This window comes from Streptomyces marianii (genome assembly GCF_005795905.1).
Lineage (GTDB): Bacteria > Actinomycetota > Actinomycetes > Streptomycetales > Streptomycetaceae > Streptomyces > Streptomyces marianii.
The window spans coordinates 4,033,130-4,049,658 of the sequence record NZ_VAWE01000001.1 but is presented as its reverse complement, the minus strand read 5'-3'; the positions used below and the strand labels follow the sequence as shown (position 1 = coordinate 4,049,658).

Here is a 16,529-nt window from a genome sequence, read left to right as displayed (position 1 = left end):
CTGTGGAGGCAGGGCGAGATGCAAGACGGACCGGCCGCGCACGACGCGGCCGTTCGTATGAGCGCCTTCCGGGACCGGAGCCACGAGCGAACGGTCCGCCGAGCACAACAGCACAGCCACCATCCTCTCCCAGCCCGGCCGCCTCGCGCCGGGTTTCCCCCTGTGAGCAGGAGGCACAGATGCCTGTGCGTACGACCCCGACCCGTCAGCGGCGCTCGGCCACCACCATCCACCACCTCGACTGCGCGCCGATGCGCCCCCTGGGCGGCGGCCCGCTCGTGGCGCACTGCCTGCTGATCGCGACCGGGACCGGGCTCGTGCTCGTCGACACCGGTCTCGGCGCCGCCGAGGTCTCCGATCCCCGACGGCTCGGCACTCTCTTCCGCCGCACGATGCGGCCGGTGCTGGACCTGTCGCGGACGGCCGTCCACCAGGTCCGGGCCCTGGGCCACGACCCGTACGACGTCAAGGACATCGTTATCACCCATCTCGACCTGGACCACGCCGGCGGCCTCGCGGACTTCCCGCACGCCCGGGTCCACGTGATGGCGGACGAGTACCGCGCGGCCATGCGGCGCGACACCCGCCTCGAGGCGAACCGCTACCTGCCCGCCCAGTGGGCGCACGGCGTCGACTGGGTCGTCCACGATCACGCCGACTCGGACTGGATGGGCTTCCCGGCCTCCCGGGTGCTGCGGTCCCCCGACATCCTGCTGGTGCCGCTGCCCGGCCACACCCGCGGCCACAGCGCGGTAGCGGTCCAGGAGCCGGACCGCTGGCTGCTGCACGCGGGCGATGCCTATTTCTTCCACGGCGAGATCGACCTGCGCCGCCCGCGCTGCCCCCGGCCGCTCGCGCTGCACCAGCGGCTCGTCGCCGACGACCACGAGATGCGCCTGGGCCAGCTGGAGCGGCTGACTCGGCTGCGCCGGGCCCATCCTCGTCTCGTGCGGATCTTCTCGTCGCACGACCCGTTCGAGTTCGAGCTGATGGCGAACGGCGGCTGAGCTGAGGCGCCGGGCGGGACCGCGGTGCGGGATCCCGGGCAGTGGACGGCCCACGACCGGCCGGAGCACCGCACCCGGCGGGCCGCCACGCCCCGAATCGCCGTCGCGCCCCGGCTCCTGACCGCCGGCCGGTCGACTGAGGCGGCCGTGCCCACGGCGCGGACCCGCGGGGAGACGCCGAGGGGGCGCTCGGCGATCCGAGCGCTCCCTCGGCGTGTTCGCTTCGTGCCCGTTCCACGTCCGGGAGGGGCCGGCGAACGCCACCGGCGGCACGACGGGCCCCGGTGCGGGACGCGGGAAGCCGATCAGCGGGGTCCTTCCGGGGCACGTCATTGATCTGCAAGCCCTTAGCCGTCCACGGACGGATCGCCCGGTCAGGCCGCGGTGCGCGACTCCGTGGTCACCAGCGCCCAGATGATGAACACCGAGATGGCCATCGAGAAGATCGCCCACAACGGCTGATAGGGCAGGAACAGGAACTGGACGATGATGTTGAGCGACGCCAGTGCGACGCCCAGATAGCGCCCCCATGCCATGGTCTTGAGGATCCCCCAGCCGGTGATCGCCACCAGGATCCCGAGGACGAGATGGACCCAGCCCCAGGCGGTGAGGTCCCACGAGAAGACGTAGCTGCCGATCCGGGCGTAGACCTCGTCCTCGACGATTCCGGCGATGCCCTCGAGAATGCTGATGACACCCGTGACCATCATCAGGACGCCGGCGAAGAGCGTGCCCCCCGCCGCCCAGCCGGCGTCCGGACCCGCTCCGGGCGTGCTCCGTGCAGTGTGTTGGCTCATGGCGTCAGCATGAGCCGGACGGTCGATCGCGGACATTTCTGTTGAGCCGTTCGTGCCACGCACGCGTCCGGCGGTGGCACCCGGCGGGGTGCCCCGCGCCGCCGGAGGCCCCTGGTGCGCCGGGGTGCGCGGCTCGGTCGGCGCAGAGCGCGGGGGCCGGGACGCCCGCCGGGGACGGACACTCGGGCGCCCGCCCGGTCCCGCCCGGGGCGGGACCGTCGGAGGGTGGCGCCGTGGTGCCGCCCGGTCCCGCGGCACGGTCCGCCGAGGGCTCCCGCCTGATCCACTTGCCGCACCCGCCGCCCGGGTGTGCGCTGGTGGGAAGGGGAACCGGGGGCAGCGGAAGGAGCTCCGCCATGGTCCACGCGGCGGTGCCCGAGCGGCACCACGGCACCATCCTCGGCATTGCGTTGCCGGCCGTGATCGGCGTGATCTACGGCCTCTACACGTCCTTCATCGCCCGCATGTCCGGAGAGTCCGCGGGCGCGCAGTTCGCGATCGGGCTCATCTCCTGCCTGGTGATCGCCGGGCTCTGCTACGCGCTGGGCCGCTACCAGCACAGCCTCCCGCGGGAGCTGCGCGCGGTGGCGTACGCGGCGCTCGTCGGCTGCTCGGTCGGCTACCTCAACAGCCTTTCCGGCGACAGCATCCTCACGTCGGTCGTCCTGTCCGTGATCATCGCGGCGGCCACGTTCTGCGTGATGTTCTACACCTTCTACGTGCACGAGGACTGAGCTCCTTCTACGTGCACGAGGACTGAGCTCCCCTCGCCCTGGGGCACCTCAGCTGGGGAGGGAAACGCGTCCTTGGCCCGCCCGTACGCTGGAGTCCCCGGAGCGCCGCGCCCGGGCCCGGGAGGATGCCGCCGATGAGCGAGACCACGCGTGGGAGCGAGGGTGAGATCGCGCGTGAGAGCGAGCGCTGGAAGGAGCGCGGCGTCGCGCTGCGCGTCTTCGTGTACGTCTTCGCCACACATGCCTTCGCGGGCTTCGTCTGGCTGCTCTTCCACGTGGGGCAGAGCGCCCAGAAGTGATCGGGTCCGGGTGCTGCCGAGCCGTGGGACGGGCGGGCGGGCCGTGACCCCGCGGCGCCTGCCGGCCGCGACCCGTGAGCCGGCGAGGGAGCCGGGAACGATCAGCCGCCCGCCGCCGGGGCCACCACCCCGTCCGGCACGGACGCCCCCCGCTCCGCGCCCCCGGGCGGCCGCGGGCGCGGCCGAGGGCTGCGGCGGAGCGAGGACCGGACCGTGAGGACGGCCGGCTCGGTCCAGCGGGCCGCGAGCGGGCCCACGATCACCAGGATCAGCACATAAGCGGTGGCCAGCGGCACGATGCGCGGCTCGGTGGAGGCCGCCAGTCCGGCGATGACGATGGAGAACTCGCCGCGGGCGACGAGGGTGCCGCCCGCCCGGAGGCGGCCGCGCGAGCCGATTCCGGCCCGGCGGGCCGCGTACCAGCCGGTCGCGATCTTGGTCAGGATGGTGGCCACGGCCAGCAGTACTGCCGGCAGCAGCACCGGCGGGATCGCCGTCGGGTCGGTCGACAGCCCGAAGAAGACGAAGAACACCGCCGCGAAGAGATCGCGGAGGGGGGTGAGCAGGCGTCTCGCCCCCTCCGCGACCTCGCCCGACAGGGCGATGCCCACCAGGAACGCGCCCACCGCCGCCGACACCTGCAGCTCCTGCGCCGCACCCGCGATCAGCAGGGTGAGGCCCAGTACCACCAGCAGCAGCATCTCCGGGTCGTCGGAGGAGACCGCCCGGCTGAGATGCCGGCCGTGGCGGACCGCCAGGAGGAGGACCAAGGAGACCGTGCCGACGGCGATCAGCAGGGCGATGCTGCCGCCGGCCAGGCCGAGTCCCGCGAGCAGCACGGTCAGCAGGGGCAGGTAGACCGCCATTGACAGGTCCTCGATGACCAGGACGCCGAGGATCACCGGGGCCTCGCGGTTGCCCAGCCGCCCCAGGTCCGTGAGGATCTTCGCGATCACCCCCGACGACGAGATCCAGGTGACGCCTGCCAGCGCCACCGCCCCCACCGGCCCCCAGCCGAGCAGGAGCGCGGCCGCCGCGCCCGGCGGGGCGTTGAGCAGGAGGTCCACGAGGCCCGAGGGGTACTGCGTGCGCAGGTTCGTCACCAGTTCGGAGGCGCTGTACTCGAGGCCCAGCAGCAGGAGCAGCAGGATGACGCCGATCTCGGCGCCTACGGCGATGAAGTCCCCGCTGGCGCTGAGCGGCAGCAGCCCGCCCGTGCCGAAGGCGAGACCGGCCAGCAGATACAGGGGGATCGGGGACAGCCCGAAGCGTCCGGCGAACCGGCCGATCAGCCCCAGGGTGAGGATGATCCCGCCGAGTTCGACGAGGAGCGTCGTCGTGCCGTGCACGGTCAGCCTCCGGCTCCGGAGCCGTCGGGCTCGTCCCCGGAGCCCTCGATGATCCCGGCGAGGGCGTCCACACCCTGCCTGGTGCCGACGACGACGAGCGTGTCACCGATCATCAGCCGGAAGCCCGGCCCCGGCGAGGGGTGCACACTGCTCGGGCGCCGGACGGCGACGATCGAGGCGCCCGTGCGGGTACGGGCCCGGGTGTCACCGAGCGGTCGTCCGGAGTACGGGGAGCGGGCCGGGACCGGGATGTGCTCGGTCACCAGGTCGAGTCCGTCGGTGCGCAAGCCCTCGACGGGGGTCGGCTCCAGCAGGCGGGCGAGCCCGCCGGCCTCCTCGGGTGTGAGCGACACGGAAGCCGCCCACTGGTCGGGGTCGTCCGCGGAGTAGAAGCCGAGGAACCGCCGGCCGTCCTGGTGGACGACCAGCGAGAGGTGGTGGCCGCTCTCCGAGGTGATGTCGAACTGCGTACCGACGCCCGGCAGGGAAGTGCGTCGAGTGGCCATGGTGCCTCCCGGAGCCGAGTCGGACGATGAGGCGCGCGTGGCGGGGCCGGGACCAGGAACTCGTTCTCCACTTCAGTATTACGTGATCTTGGGAGGGCCGCGCGCCGGTGACCGTTGTCTCATCCCCCCGCGCACCGGGGACCACCTGCGCGGACAGTAGAGTCCGGTCCGTGATGCCCGACCCCCGCCCCGCCGTCTCCGTCGTCGGGATCGGTGCCGACGGCTGGGACGGACTGCCCGAGACCTCCCGCGCCGTGCTGCGCTCCGCCGACGTGCTCGTCGGCGGCGCACGCCAGCTCGCCCTGCTGCCCGTCCACGAATGCCCGGGCGAGCGCGTGCCGTGGCCGTCGCCGCTGCGCCCCGCCGTGCCCGCGCTGCTCGCCGAGCACGCCGGCCGGCGCCTTGCCGTCCTCGCGAGCGGCGACCCGATGTTCTACGGCATCGGCCGCACCCTCACCGAGATCGCCGGCCCTGACGCACTGCGCGTACTGCCGCATCCGTCCTCCGTCTCGTACGCCTGTGCCCGCCTCGGCTGGCCGGTCGAGGAGACCGAGGTCGTGACGACGGTCGGCAGGCCCGTCGCGGGGCTCGGCGCCGCGCTCCACCACGGCCGGCGGCTGCTGGTGCTCAGCGCCGGCGCCGCGACCCCGGCGGAGGTGGCCGAACTGCTGGCCGCGAGGGGCTTCGGCCCCAGCCGGCTGCGGGTGCTTGAGCAACTCGGCTCCGGGCGGGAACGCCTGGTCACCGGTACGGCCTCCGGCTGGGACCGGCCGCCCGGCGATCCCCTGAACGTCCTCGCGGTGGACTGCGTCCGCGAGCCCGGCGTGCCCCGGCTCGGCGCCGTGCCCGGGTTGCCCGACGAGGCGTACGAGAACGACGGCCAGCTGACCAAGCGCCATGTGCGGGCCGCGACGCTGGCCGCGCTCGCGCCCGCGCCGGGCGAACTGCTGTGGGACGTCGGCGGCGGCTCCGGCTCGATCGCGATCGAGTGGATGCGTACGCACCGCTCCTGCCGGGCGGTCACCGTCGAGCGGGACGCGGAACGGGCACGGCGCATCGAGCGCAACGCGCAGACGCTCGGTGTGCCCGGACTGCGGGTCGTCACGGCGGCCGCGCCGGACGGTCTGGCCGGGCTGCCCGTGCCCGACGCGGTGTTCATCGGCGGCGGGCTCACCGCGCCGGGACTGCTCGACGCCTGCTGGGACGCGCTGCCGGCGGGCGGACGGCTGGTCGCGAACACCGTGACGCTCGAGTCGGAGGCGCTGCTGGCGGAGCGCTACCGGCGGTACGGCGGCGAGCTGGTGCGGCTCGCCGTGGCGCACGCCGTACCAGTGGGCGGCTTCACCGGGTGGCGGCAGGCGATGCCCGTGACGCAGTGGTCCGTCACCAGATCCCCGGCAGGAGAACTCTCATGACCGTCTACTTCATCGGCGCCGGACCGGGTGCCGCCGACCTGATCACCCTGCGCGGCGCGCGGACGCTGGCGTCGTGCCGGGTCTGCCTCTACGCGGGCTCGCTCGTACCGGCCGACCTCCTCGCCGAATGTCCCCCGGACGCGCGCCTCGTGGACACGGCGGACCTCGATCTGGACGCGATCACCGGGGAGTTCGTCCGCGCCCACGAGGAGGGGCACGACGTGGCCCGGCTGCACTCGGGCGACCCGTCCGTGTTCAGCGCGGTGGCGGAGCAGATGCGGAGGCTCGACGCGGCGGGCATTCCCTACGAGGTCGTCCCCGGCGTCCCGGCGTTCGCGGCCGCGGCGGCCGCGCTGAAGCGGGAGCTGACCGTACCGACGGTCGGCCAGACGGTCATCCTCACCCGCGTCGCCCAGCAGGCCACCCCCATGCCCGACGGCGAGGACCTGGCCACCCTGGGCCGCAGCGGCGCCCTGCTCGTCCTGCACCTCGCCGCCCGCTACGTCGACCGCGTGGTCGCCGAACTACTGCCGCACTACGGACCCGACTGCCCCGCCGCGGTGGTGGCCATGGCCAGCCGCCCGGACGAACTGGTCCTCCGGGGCACGCTCGACGAGATCGCCGGGCTGACGAAGGAGGCGGGCGTCACGAAGACGGCGGTCATCCTGGTGGGCCGCACCCTGGCCGCCTCCCAGTTCCGCGACAGCCACCTGTACGACCCGGCGCGGGAACGGCACGTCTGCTGACGGCCGGCCCGGCCCGCCTACCCAAGCGCCGTCACCCACGCCAGCGCCTCCTCCACCCCCGCCACCGTCGGGACGTCCTCGGGTACGGGCGGGCGGCGGACCACGACGACCGGGATGCCCGCATCGCGGGCCGCGGTGAGCTTGGGCGAGGTGGCGGCGGCGCCGCTGTCCTTGGTCACCAGGACGTCGACGGCGTGGTCGGCGAGAAGCGCCCGTTCGCCGTCGAGGGTGAAGGGGCCGCGGTCGAGGAGCACCCGCATCCGCGCGGGGTGCGGCTGTTCCGGCGGGTCGACGGAGCGGACCAGGAACCACAGGTCGTCCAGGTGCGCGAAGCACGCCAGCCCCATGCGGCCCGTCGTCAGGAAGACCCGGCGCCCCAGCGAGGGCAGCCTCTCGGCCGCCTGCGCGAGGGAGTCGACCGGGTGCCAGTCGTCGCCCGCCACCGGGATCCAACCGGGGCGCCGCAGCGCGAGCAGGGGAACATGGGCCCGGTTCGCGGCGTGCGCCGCGTTGAAACTGATCGTCCCGGCGAAAGGATGGGTGACGTCGATGAGCACGTCCACCTGGTGCTCGCGCAGCCAGGCGGCGAGGCCTTCCGCCCCGCCGAAGCCACCGATCCGCACCTGGCCACGCGGCAGTCTCGGCGCCGCGACCCGTCCCGCGAGCGACGTGGTCACCCGCTCCCCCCGCGCGTGCAGCGACTCGGCGAGGGCGCGCGCCTCCGTCGTGCCGCCGAGGACCAGGACGTGCACGGGGGACCTCCATGAGTGAACCGGCGCCCGTGGGCGGACGCAGCGCCCAACTCAAGCACACCGGTCTCCGGCCCGGCTGGACCACCGGGGCCTGCGCCACCGCCGCGACGACCGCCGCGTACACCGCGCTGCTCACCGGGGACTTCCCGGACCCGGTGACGATCACGCTGCCCAAGGGCCAGAGGCCCGCGTTCGCGCTGGCCGTGGAGGAACTGGCGGACGGGCACGCGACGGCGGGCGTGGTCAAGGACGCCGGCGACGACCCGGACGTCACACACGGCGCGCTGGTCCGTGCGACCGTGCGGATCCTGCCCGCCGGTTCGGGGGTGGTGTTCCGTGCCGGACCGGGCGTCGGTACCGTCACGCGCCCCGGGCTGCCGCTGGACGTCGGCGAGCCGGCGATCAACCCGGTGCCCCGGCAGATGATGCGGGACCACGTCATGGAGGCCGCCGCCCGGTACGGCGGTTCGGGCGACGTCGAGATCACGGTCTCCGTCGACCACGGGGAGGAGATCGCGCGCTCCACCTGGAACCCGCGGCTCGGCATTCTCGGCGGACTGTCCGTGCTCGGCACGACCGGGATCGTCGTGCCCTACTCCTGCTCGGCGTGGATCGACTCGATCCGCCGCGGTGTGGACGTGGCCAGGGCGGCAGGACGTACCCATCTCGCCGGGTGCACGGGCTCCACGTCGGAGAAGACGGTCGTCGCCCTGTACGGGCTTCCCGAGGACGCGCTGCTCGACATGGGGGACTTCGCGGGCGCGGTGCTCAAGTACGTCCGCAGGCACCCCGTCGACCGGCTCACCGTCTGCGGCGGCTTCGCGAAACTGTCCAAACTGGCGGCCGGGCACATGGATCTGCACTCGGCCCGCTCCCAGGTGGACAAGGGCTTCCTCGCGGAGCTGGCCCGCCGGGGAGGGGCGGACGGGACGCTGGCGGCCGAGGTCGCCGCCGCCAACACCGGTCTCGCGGCGTTGCAGTCGTGCGCGGCCCACGGGGTCCCGCTGGGCGATCTCGTGGCGGTGACCGCCCGTGACCAGGCACTGGAGGTGCTGCGGGGTGCGCCGGTCACGGTGGACGTGGTGTGCGTCGACCGCGCGGGTACGGTGGTCGGCCGCTCGGCGCCGAAGGGGCCCTGAGACGAAGGGCATCCGAGGCGAAGCGCCCCTGGGCCGGCGAACTCCTGGGGCCCTGACACGAAGGGGTCCTCGCCCCCGTTCCGCGCCCGGCTCAACCCGCGGTCGAAACGGGACCGCACGGTACTGCACCGCACTGCCCCGGACCGTAACGGCCCCGCACCCGCACCCGGACCGGTTCCGCACCCGAACCCGAACCGCACCCGCACCCGGACCCGGACCCGGACCCGGACCCGGACCGTAACGGCCCCGCACCCGCACCCGGACCGGTCCCGCGCCCCGAACCGGACCCGAACGGCACCGCACCGCAAGGGACCCGGGCAGAACCCGGACCCGGACCGCAACGGACCCGGGCAGGGCCCGGACCGCACCGGGCCCTCCTCCGCATTCGGCGCCCGTCCTTCCCGCCGGACCTATCCCGGCGCGGTCTCACTCCGGGCCGAGGCGTCCACGGGTACGTGTACGGGAGCCGGATCCGGGTACGTGCGCGGGGTCCAGACGATCTCCTCGCCCGAACCGCGGCGCACCGTCCTGGTCTGCGACGAGCCGACCAGCAGCAGGGTCCTCATGTCCACCACCGCCGGGTCGAGTTCACCGAGACGCACGATCCGCACGCTCTCCTCCGGACCGCCCACGTCGCGCGCGACGACGACCGGGGTGTCCGGGGCACGGTGGCCGAGCAGCAGTTCACGGGCCTTGGCGACCTGCCAGGTCCGGCTGCGCGAGCCGGGGTTGTACAGGGCCAGGACGAGGTCGGCCGCCGCGGCCGCCGTCAGTCGCTCCGCGATGACCTCCCACGGCTTCAGCCGGTCGGACAGGGAGATGGTGGCGTAGTCGTGCCCCAGCGGTGCCCCGGCACGAGCCGCGGCGGCGTTCGCCGCGGTGAGGCCGGGCAGTACACGCACGGGCACGTCCGCGTACGGCTCCTGCGCCGCGACCTCCAGCACGGCCGTGGCCATGGCGAAGATCCCCGGGTCGCCGCCCGACACCACGGCCACCCGGCGGCCGTGCCGGGCGAGGTCGAGGGCGAACTCCGCCCGCTCCGACTCCACCCTGTTGTCCGATCCGTGGCGGCGCTGCCCGGCCCGCACGGGTACCCGGTCCAGATAGGTCGTGTAGCCGACCAGGTCGTCGGCGGCGGCGAGCGCGCCGCGGGTCTCGGGCGTCAGCCACAGCGGCCCGGCCGGTCCGGTGCCCACGACGACGACCTCGCCCCGGGGCCGTGCCTCGGGCCGCACCTCGTCGATCCGGCTCGGCAGCACCGCCACCGAGAAGTACGGCACCGACTGCGGGTCCACGTCCGCCAGCCGCTCCGTGCGCTCGCCGGCCATCGTGGCCCGCTCCACGTAGCGCGCGTCCTCCAGCCGGCCCGCCCGTTCCAGCGCCCGCCGTACGGCGGGGAAGGTCCGGCCGAGCTTCATCACCACCGCCGAGTCGGTGGCGGCGAGTCGGGCCGCCAGCTCCTCCTCGGGCAGCGTGCCAGGGACGATCGTCAGCACCTCCTCCGCCTCGCACAGCGGCTCCCCGAGCCGCGCGGCCGCCGCGCTCACCGAGGTCACGCCGGGGATCACCTCGGTCGGGTACCGGTGGGCGAGCCGCTTGTGCATGTGCTGGTAGGAGCCGTAGAAGAGCGGGTCGCCCTCCGCGAGCACGGCCACCGTCCGCCCGGCGTCGAGATGCGCCGCGAGTCTCGCCGCGGCCTCCTCGTAGAAGTCGTCGAGCGCGCCCCGGTAGCCGCCGGGATGGTCGGTGGTCTCGACCGTGATCGGGTACATCAGCCGCTCCTCGATGTGGTCGGGGCGCAGGTGTTCCGCCACGATCGAGCGGGCGATGGAACGGCCGTGCCGGGCGCAGTGGTACGCCACGACGTCCGCCTCCGCGACGACCCGGGCCGCCCGGAGCGTCATCAGCGACGGGTCCCCGGGGCCGAGCCCGACGCCGTACAGCCTGCCGGTCCGGTGTGTGCTCACTCCGCCTCACTCGCCATCGCGTTGATCGCTGCGGCGGCCATGGCGCTGCCGCCGCGCCGGCCGCGCACCACCAGGTACTCCGGACCGCCCCCGTGTGCGGCGAGGGCGTCCTTGGACTCGGCCGCGCCTATGAAGCCCACCGGCACACCGATGACGGCGGCGGGGCGGGGCGCCCCCTCGTCGATCATCTCCAGCAGCCGGAAGAGCGCGGTGGGGGCGTTCCCGACGGCGACCACGGAACCTTCGAGGCGGTCCCGCCACAGTTCGAGCGCGGCGGCGCTGCGGGTCGTGCCGAGCCGTGCGGCCAGTTCCGGTACGGACGGCTCGGAGAGCGTGCAGATCACCTCGTTGCCCGCGGGCAGCCGCTTGCGGGTGACGCCGCTCGCGACCATCTGCGCGTCGCACAGGATCGGCGCCCCGGAGCGCAGCGCCTCGCGCGCCCGGGCCACCACCCCGGGCGAGTAAGCGAGGTCGCGGACGAGGTCGACCATGCCGCAGGCGTGGATCATCCGCACCGCGACCTGGCCGACGTCGGCCGGGAGCGCGTCGAGCGCCGCCTCTGCGCGGATCGTGGCAAAGGACCGGCGGTAGATCTCCGCGCCGTCCTTCTCGTAGTCGAACACGGTCTTGTCGCTCATTTCGTCGTACGGGTTCGGGCTGTGGCGATGGTGCCTGCGAGCTCGGCGCGGGACGGTACGGGTACGGGAGTGCCGTGAGCCGTCACCCGGTACGCGCCGTCCCCGGTGGCCACGACGTCCACGTACTCCCCCTGCGGACGGCCGCAGCGCCGCTCGCAGCCCGACCAGTACACGGGCAGTCCGCCCAGGCCGGGAGTCGCGTCGGCCCGCACGTCGGCCAGGGACTTGGCGCACCCGGGCCGGCCGGTGCACGCGCCGACCCCGTACCAGGGCGAGTCGGTGCCGGTGATGAAGCCGCCCCGCCCCAGTGCTTCGAGGCGGGCCAGTGCCGTGCCGCGGTCCGCGAACCCGGGCAGGACGGCCCCGCGCCACGGGGTCAGCCGCACCTCGTCGGCGGGGGCCGGCAGCAGTTCCCGCAGCTGCGTGACGGTGAGCCGCCCGAGCGGGGCGGCGACGGACACGGTCCAGCCGTCCGGTCCCTCCACGACACCGGGCAGCGGTCCGGTGCCGGGCCCCTCGGGCCGATCCGCAGGCAGGCCCGGGGCGGAGGGTTCCGTTCCGGTGAGGAGGGGGAGCGGTTGCGCCGCCACTCCCGCCCGCTCCAGCCACACGTCCACGCCGATGTCCTGCCCCTCCGGCAGCTCCCGCACGCGCCACGCTCCCGTGCCCGCCTCGGCGGCGGCGGTCAGGAACGCCTCCGCCGCGGCGAGCGCCGCGCGTGCGGCGTGGCTGGCACATACACGGAAGGCGTGGCTCCCGACCCGCAGCACCGCCCGCCGGTCCGCCTCTGCGAGCAACGTCACATCCGCCCCGAGTCCGGCGACGTCACCCCGGCCGTCGTCCAGGGCGAACAGGAACCGGCCCGAGAGCTCCGTCGCCCAGTCGGCGGCGCACAGCAGCGCGTCCAGCTCCCGGGCCCACAACTGCACGTCGGCACGGCCGAGTCCGTCCAGTCCGGCCAGCGGCGAGGCCACGACGTTGCGCACCCGCTCATGGGTCTCGGCGGGCAGCAGCCCGGCGTCACGCAGGAGTTCCGCCAGCTCCGCCCCGCAGCCGTCCGCCAGGCCGCGCAGCTCGGCGTTCCCCCGGGAGGTGACGCTCAGCGCCCCGTCCCCCAGCCGATCGGCCGCGGTGGCCAGCACACGGACCTGATGTTCCGTCAACAACCCGGCGGGGAGGCGGAGTCGGGCCAGCCACCCGTCGTCCGCCGCATGCAGCCGCAGCGCGCCCGGGCAGGCGTCACCCCGGTCCCGTATGCGGGGTTCGCCCCGGTCCGGGGGTGTTGTCGGTGTGGGCGGCATGGCGGCGAGCATACCCACGTCCTTCCAGGTGGCCGCCCTGCCGGCGGGCCGCAGCCTCTACTATGCAGAAAGGCACGGGGTCCCAGGGCTCCAGGGAGGAAGCCCGGTGGGAATCCGGCGCGGTCCCGCCACTGTGAACCGGGTCCCGGCGACGGGGTCCGGTGAGTCAGGAACTCCCGCCGACCACGACCACCCGGGGCGCGGAAACCCCGAGGAAGGCCTGCGCACGCGATGACGCACGCGACGATCCTGCTGCTGTCGACCTCCGACACCGACCTGCTCAGCGCCCGCGCCGCCGAGGGCCCGGTCCGGTACCGCTTCGCGAACCCTTCCCGCCTCCCCCTCGACCGGCTGCCCGAGCTCGTCGACGGCACCGATCTGGTCGTCGTGCGCCTCCTCGGCGGCGTCCGCGCCTGGCAGGAGGGCCTCGACGCGCTGCTGGCCCAGGGCCGGCCGGTGGTCGTCCTCACCGGCGAACAGGCCCCGGACGCCCAGCTGATGGAGACGTCCACCGTTCCCATCGGCATCGCGGCGGAGGCCCACGCCTACCTCGCCCACGGCGGCCCGGACAACCTGGAGCAGCTCGCCCGGTTCCTCTCGGACACCGTCCTGCTCACCGGCCACGGCTTCGCGCCGCCCGCCCCCGCCCCCACGTGGGGCGAGCTGGAGCGCACCCCGCGTCGCGACAGCGGCCCGCTCGTCGCCGTGCTCTACTACCGGGCCCACCACATGAGCGGCAACACCGCCTTCGTCGGCGCGCTGTGCGACGCCGTCGAGGACGCGGGCGGCCGGGCCCTGCCGCTGTACGTCGCCTCACTGCGCGCCCCCGAGCCGGAGCTGCTGGAACGGCTCCGCGACGCCGACGCCGTCGTCACCACCGTCCTCGCCGCCGGCGGTACCCGGCCCGCCGAGGCCCAGGCCGGAGGGGACGACGAGGCGTGGGACGCGGGCGCGCTCGCCTCGCTCGACGTGCCCGTGCTGCAGGCCCTGTGCCTGACCGGGCCGCGCGTCGCCTGGGAGGAGAACGACGAGGGGCTGTCCCCGCTGGACGCCGCCAGCCAGGTCGCCGTCCCCGAGTTCGACGGCCGCCTCATCACCGTGCCGTTCTCGTTCAAGGAGATCGACGAGGACGGCCTCCCCGCGTACGTCGCCGACCCCGAGCGCGCCGCCCGCGTCGCCGGCATCGCCGTGCGCCACGCCCGGCTGCGGCACATCCCGAACGCCGAGAAGCGCCTCGCGCTCGTCCTCTCCGCGTACCCGACGAAGCACTCCCGCATCGGTAACGCCGTCGGCCTCGACACCCCCGCCTCCGCCGTCGCCCTGCTGCGCCGGCTCCTCGACGAGGGCTACGACTTCGGCACCGAGGAGATCCCCGGCCTGGCGTCCGGCGACGGCGACGAGCTGATCCGCGCGCTCATCGAGGCCGGCGGCCACGACCAGGACTGGCTCACCGAGGAGCAGCTCGCCCGGAACCCGGTCCGCATCCCGGCCGCCGACTACCGGCGCTGGTACGCGACCCTGCCCTCCGAACTGCGCGAGGCGGTCGAGGAGCACTGGGGCCCGGCGCCCGGCGAGATGTTCGTGGACCGCTCCCGCAACCCGGAGGGCGACATCGTCCTGGCCGCCCTGCGCCGCGGCAACCTGCTGGTCGTCATCCAGCCGCCACGCGGATTCGGCGAGAACCCGATCGCGATCTACCACGACCCCGATCTGCCGCCCTCGCACCACTACCTCGCCGCCTACCGCTGGATCGCGTCCCCGCAGTCGGCCGGGGGTACTCCCCAGGCCGAAGGCTCCGGGGGAGGGGGTTTCGGCGCCGACGCGATGATCCACCTGGGCAAGCACGGCAACCTGGAGTGGCTGCCCGGCAAGAACGCCGGGCTGTCCGCCGCCTGCGCGCCCGACGCCGCGCTCGGCGATCTGCCGCTGGTCTACCCGTTCCTGGTCAACGACCCGGGAGAGGGCACCCAGGCCAAGCGCCGCGTCCACGCCACCCTCATCGACCACCTCGTCCCGCCGATGGCCCGTGCCGACTCCTACGGCGACATCGCGCGCCTGGAGCAACTGCTCGACGAGTACGCCCAGATCTCCTCCATGGACCCGGCGAAGCTTCCCGCGATCCGCGCCCAGATCTGGACCCTCATCCAGGCGGCGAAGCTCGACCACGACCTCGGTATGGAGGACCGCCCCGACGACGACGGCTTCGACGACTTCCTGCTGCACGTCGACGGCTGGCTCTGCGAGGTCAAGGACGCCCAGATCCGCGACGGACTGCACGTCCTCGGCGGCGCGCCCACCGGCCCGGAGCGGGTCAACCTCGTCCTGTCGATCCTGCGTGCCCGGCAGATCTGGGGCGGCACGACCGCCCTGCCCGGGCTGCGCGAGGCGCTCGGACTCGACGAGTCCGCCGCGACCCGGACCACCGCCGACGAGGCCGAGTCCCGGGCCCGCGCCCTGGTCGAGGCCATGGAGGACGCCGGCTGGGACCCGGCCGCCGTCGCCGCCGTGGCCGAGGGCCAGGGCGAGGCGGTCGCCGACATCCTCGACTTCGCCGCCCGGGAGGTCGTGCCGCGCCTCGCCGCCACCACCGACGAACTCGACCACACCGTCCACGCGCTGAACGGCGGCTTCGTCCCGGCCGGACCGTCCGGCTCGCCGCTGCGCGGCCTGGTCAACGTCCTTCCGACGGGCCGGAACTTCTACTCCGTCGACCCCAAGGCCGTGCCCTCCCGCCTCGCCTGGGAGACCGGCCAGGCCCTCGCCGAATCCCTCCTGGAGCGCTACCGCACGGACAACGGCTCCTGGCCGACGTCCGTCGGACTGTCCCTGTGGGGCACGAGCGCGATGCGCACCGCCGGCGACGACGTGGCCGAGGCACTGGCGCTGCTCGGCGTCCGCCCCGTCTGGGACGACGCCTCCCGCCGCGTCAACGGCCTCGAACCGGTGCCGCTCGCCGAGCTCGGCCGCCCCCGCGTCGATGTGACGCTGCGTATCTCGGGCTTCTTCCGCGATGCGTTCCCGCACGTCATCGGCCTCCTCGACGACGCGGTCCGGCTCGCCGCCTCGCTCGACGAGCCCGTCGACGAGAACTTCGTACGCGCCCACGCCCAGGCCGACCTCGCGGAGCACGGCGACGAACGGCGCGCCACCACCCGCATCTTCGGCTCCCGCCCGGGTACGTACGGCGCCGGACTGCTCCAGCTGATCGACTCCCGCGACTGGCGCACCGACGCCGACCTCGCCGAGGTCTACACGGTGTGGGGCGGCTACGCGTACGGCCGCGGCCTCGAAGGCCGGGCGGCGCGCGAGGAGATGGAGACGGCGTACAGGCGGATCGCGGTCGCGGCGAAGAACACCGACACCCGTGAGCACGACATCGCCGACTCCGACGACTACTTCCAGTACCACGGCGGCATGGTCGCCACCGTGCGCGCCCTGCGCGGCACCGCGCCCGAGGCGTACATCGGCGACTCCACCCGCCCGGAGACGGTCCGCACCCGCACCCTCGTCGAGGAGACCTCCCGCGTCTTCCGGGCCCGCGTCGTCAACCCCAGGTGGATCGAGGCGATGCGCCGCCACGGCTACAAGGGCGCCTTCGAACTCGCCGCCACCGTGGACTACCTGTTCGGCTACGACGCCACGACCGGCGTGATCGCCGACTGGATGTACGACAAGCTCGCCCAGGCGTACGTCCTGGACCCGGAGAACCGCGAGTTCCTCCAGCAGGCCAACCCCTGGGCCCTCCACGGCATCGCGGAACGCCTGCTGGAAGCGGAGTCCCGCGGCATGTGGGAGAAGCCCGACCCGGCGGTCGTCGACGCGCTGCGCCAGGTCTTCCTCGAGACGGAGGGCGACCTGGAGGGCGACGGCTGACCAGGG

14 protein-coding genes and 1 riboswitch are annotated in these 16,529 nt (G+C 74.2%); of the genes, 7 read left to right on the top strand and 7 right to left on the bottom strand.

Going from position 1 to position 16,529, the window contains the following annotated elements; all coding sequences use genetic code 11:
- Nucleotides 1–179: 179 nt before the first annotated feature.
- A complete protein-coding gene (locus FEF34_RS18170) occupies nt 180–1,007 on the top strand; it encodes an MBL fold metallo-hydrolase (RefSeq protein ID WP_138054109.1) in 828 nt (275 codons plus the stop codon).
- Nucleotides 1,008–1,381: 374 nt separating this feature from the next.
- Here the strand turns inward: FEF34_RS18170 and FEF34_RS18165 are convergent, their stop codons facing one another.
- On the bottom strand, nt 1,382–1,804 hold the full coding sequence (locus FEF34_RS18165) for a DUF7144 family membrane protein (protein WP_138054108.1): 423 nt from the start codon (nt 1,802–1,804) through the stop codon (nt 1,382–1,384).
- A gap of 356 nt (nt 1,805–2,160) precedes the next feature.
- Here FEF34_RS18165 and FEF34_RS18160 point away from each other — a divergent pair, with 356 nt between their 5' ends.
- Both FEF34_RS18160 and FEF34_RS41310 read left to right on the top strand, forming a co-directional pair.
- Nucleotides 2,161–2,538 carry a hypothetical protein gene (locus FEF34_RS18160; protein WP_138054107.1) on the top strand — a complete coding sequence of 126 codons (378 nt, stop codon included), beginning with the start codon at nt 2,161–2,163 and terminating at the stop codon, nt 2,536–2,538.
- A gap of 134 nt (nt 2,539–2,672) precedes the next feature.
- On the top strand, nt 2,673–2,837 hold the full coding sequence (locus FEF34_RS41310) for a DUF6126 family protein (RefSeq protein ID WP_171053000.1): 165 nt from the start codon (nt 2,673–2,675) through the stop codon (nt 2,835–2,837).
- A 101-nt stretch (nt 2,838–2,938) separates the two neighbouring features.
- On the opposite strand, the gene FEF34_RS18155 is transcribed toward FEF34_RS41310, so the two are convergent.
- Nucleotides 2,939–4,186: a cation:proton antiporter gene (locus tag FEF34_RS18155; RefSeq protein ID WP_138054106.1), complete on the bottom strand. Its 1,248-nt coding sequence runs from the start codon at nt 4,184–4,186 to the stop codon at nt 2,939–2,941.
- 2 nt (nt 4,187–4,188) lie between these two features.
- On the bottom strand, nt 4,189–4,692 hold the full coding sequence (locus FEF34_RS18150) for a cation:proton antiporter regulatory subunit (protein WP_138054105.1): 504 nt from the start codon (nt 4,690–4,692) through the stop codon (nt 4,189–4,191).
- Between the two features lie 173 nt (nt 4,693–4,865).
- Here FEF34_RS18150 and cbiE point away from each other — a divergent pair, with 173 nt between their 5' ends.
- Nucleotides 4,866–6,107: a precorrin-6y C5,15-methyltransferase (decarboxylating) subunit CbiE gene (gene cbiE, locus FEF34_RS18145; RefSeq protein ID WP_171053304.1), complete on the top strand. Its 1,242-nt coding sequence runs from the start codon at nt 4,866–4,868 to the stop codon at nt 6,105–6,107.
- The gene (cobM, locus tag FEF34_RS18140) at nt 6,104–6,853 is read left to right on the top strand and encodes a precorrin-4 C(11)-methyltransferase (protein ID WP_138054103.1); all 750 of its coding nucleotides are present in this window, start codon (nt 6,104–6,106) and stop codon (nt 6,851–6,853) included. Before cbiE ends, cobM begins: the two co-directional genes overlap by 4 nt.
- Nucleotides 6,854–6,870: 17 nt before the next feature.
- Here the strand turns inward: cobM and FEF34_RS18135 are convergent, their stop codons facing one another.
- Nucleotides 6,871–7,605: a cobalt-precorrin-6A reductase gene (locus FEF34_RS18135; protein ID WP_138054102.1), complete on the bottom strand. Its 735-nt coding sequence runs from the start codon at nt 7,603–7,605 to the stop codon at nt 6,871–6,873.
- A gap of 11 nt (nt 7,606–7,616) precedes the next feature.
- Between FEF34_RS18135 and FEF34_RS18130 the strand changes: the two genes are divergently transcribed.
- A complete protein-coding gene (locus tag FEF34_RS18130; RefSeq protein WP_138054101.1) occupies nt 7,617–8,744 on the top strand; it encodes a cobalt-precorrin-5B (C(1))-methyltransferase in 1,128 nt (375 codons plus the stop codon).
- 410 nt (nt 8,745–9,154) lie between these two features.
- Here the strand turns inward: FEF34_RS18130 and FEF34_RS18120 are convergent, their stop codons facing one another.
- The 3 genes from FEF34_RS18120 to FEF34_RS18110 are packed head-to-tail and all read right to left on the bottom strand — an operon-like array spanning nt 9,155 to nt 12,650.
- Nucleotides 9,155–10,711, bottom strand: coding sequence for a precorrin-2 C(20)-methyltransferase (locus tag FEF34_RS18120; protein ID WP_138054100.1), 1,557 nt, complete (start codon nt 10,709–10,711; stop codon nt 9,155–9,157).
- A complete protein-coding gene (locus FEF34_RS18115) occupies nt 10,708–11,349 on the bottom strand; it encodes a precorrin-8X methylmutase (RefSeq protein WP_138054099.1) in 642 nt (213 codons plus the stop codon). Before FEF34_RS18115 ends, FEF34_RS18120 begins: the two co-directional genes overlap by 4 nt.
- Nucleotides 11,346–12,650 (bottom strand): hypothetical protein, encoded by a 1,305-nt coding sequence (locus FEF34_RS18110; RefSeq protein ID WP_407698285.1) that lies wholly within the window; start codon nt 12,648–12,650, stop codon nt 11,346–11,348. The genes FEF34_RS18115 and FEF34_RS18110 overlap by 4 nt, the downstream gene beginning before the upstream one ends.
- A 95-nt stretch (nt 12,651–12,745) precedes the next feature.
- Nucleotides 12,746–12,826, top strand: a riboswitch (cobalamin riboswitch).
- A 55-nt stretch (nt 12,827–12,881) separates the two neighbouring features.
- On the opposite strand from FEF34_RS18110, the gene cobN reads away from it, so the two are divergent.
- Nucleotides 12,882–16,523 carry a cobaltochelatase subunit CobN gene (gene cobN, locus FEF34_RS18105; RefSeq protein WP_138054097.1) on the top strand — a complete coding sequence of 1,214 codons (3,642 nt, stop codon included), beginning with the start codon at nt 12,882–12,884 and terminating at the stop codon, nt 16,521–16,523.
- Nucleotides 16,524–16,529 lie beyond the last annotated feature (6 nt).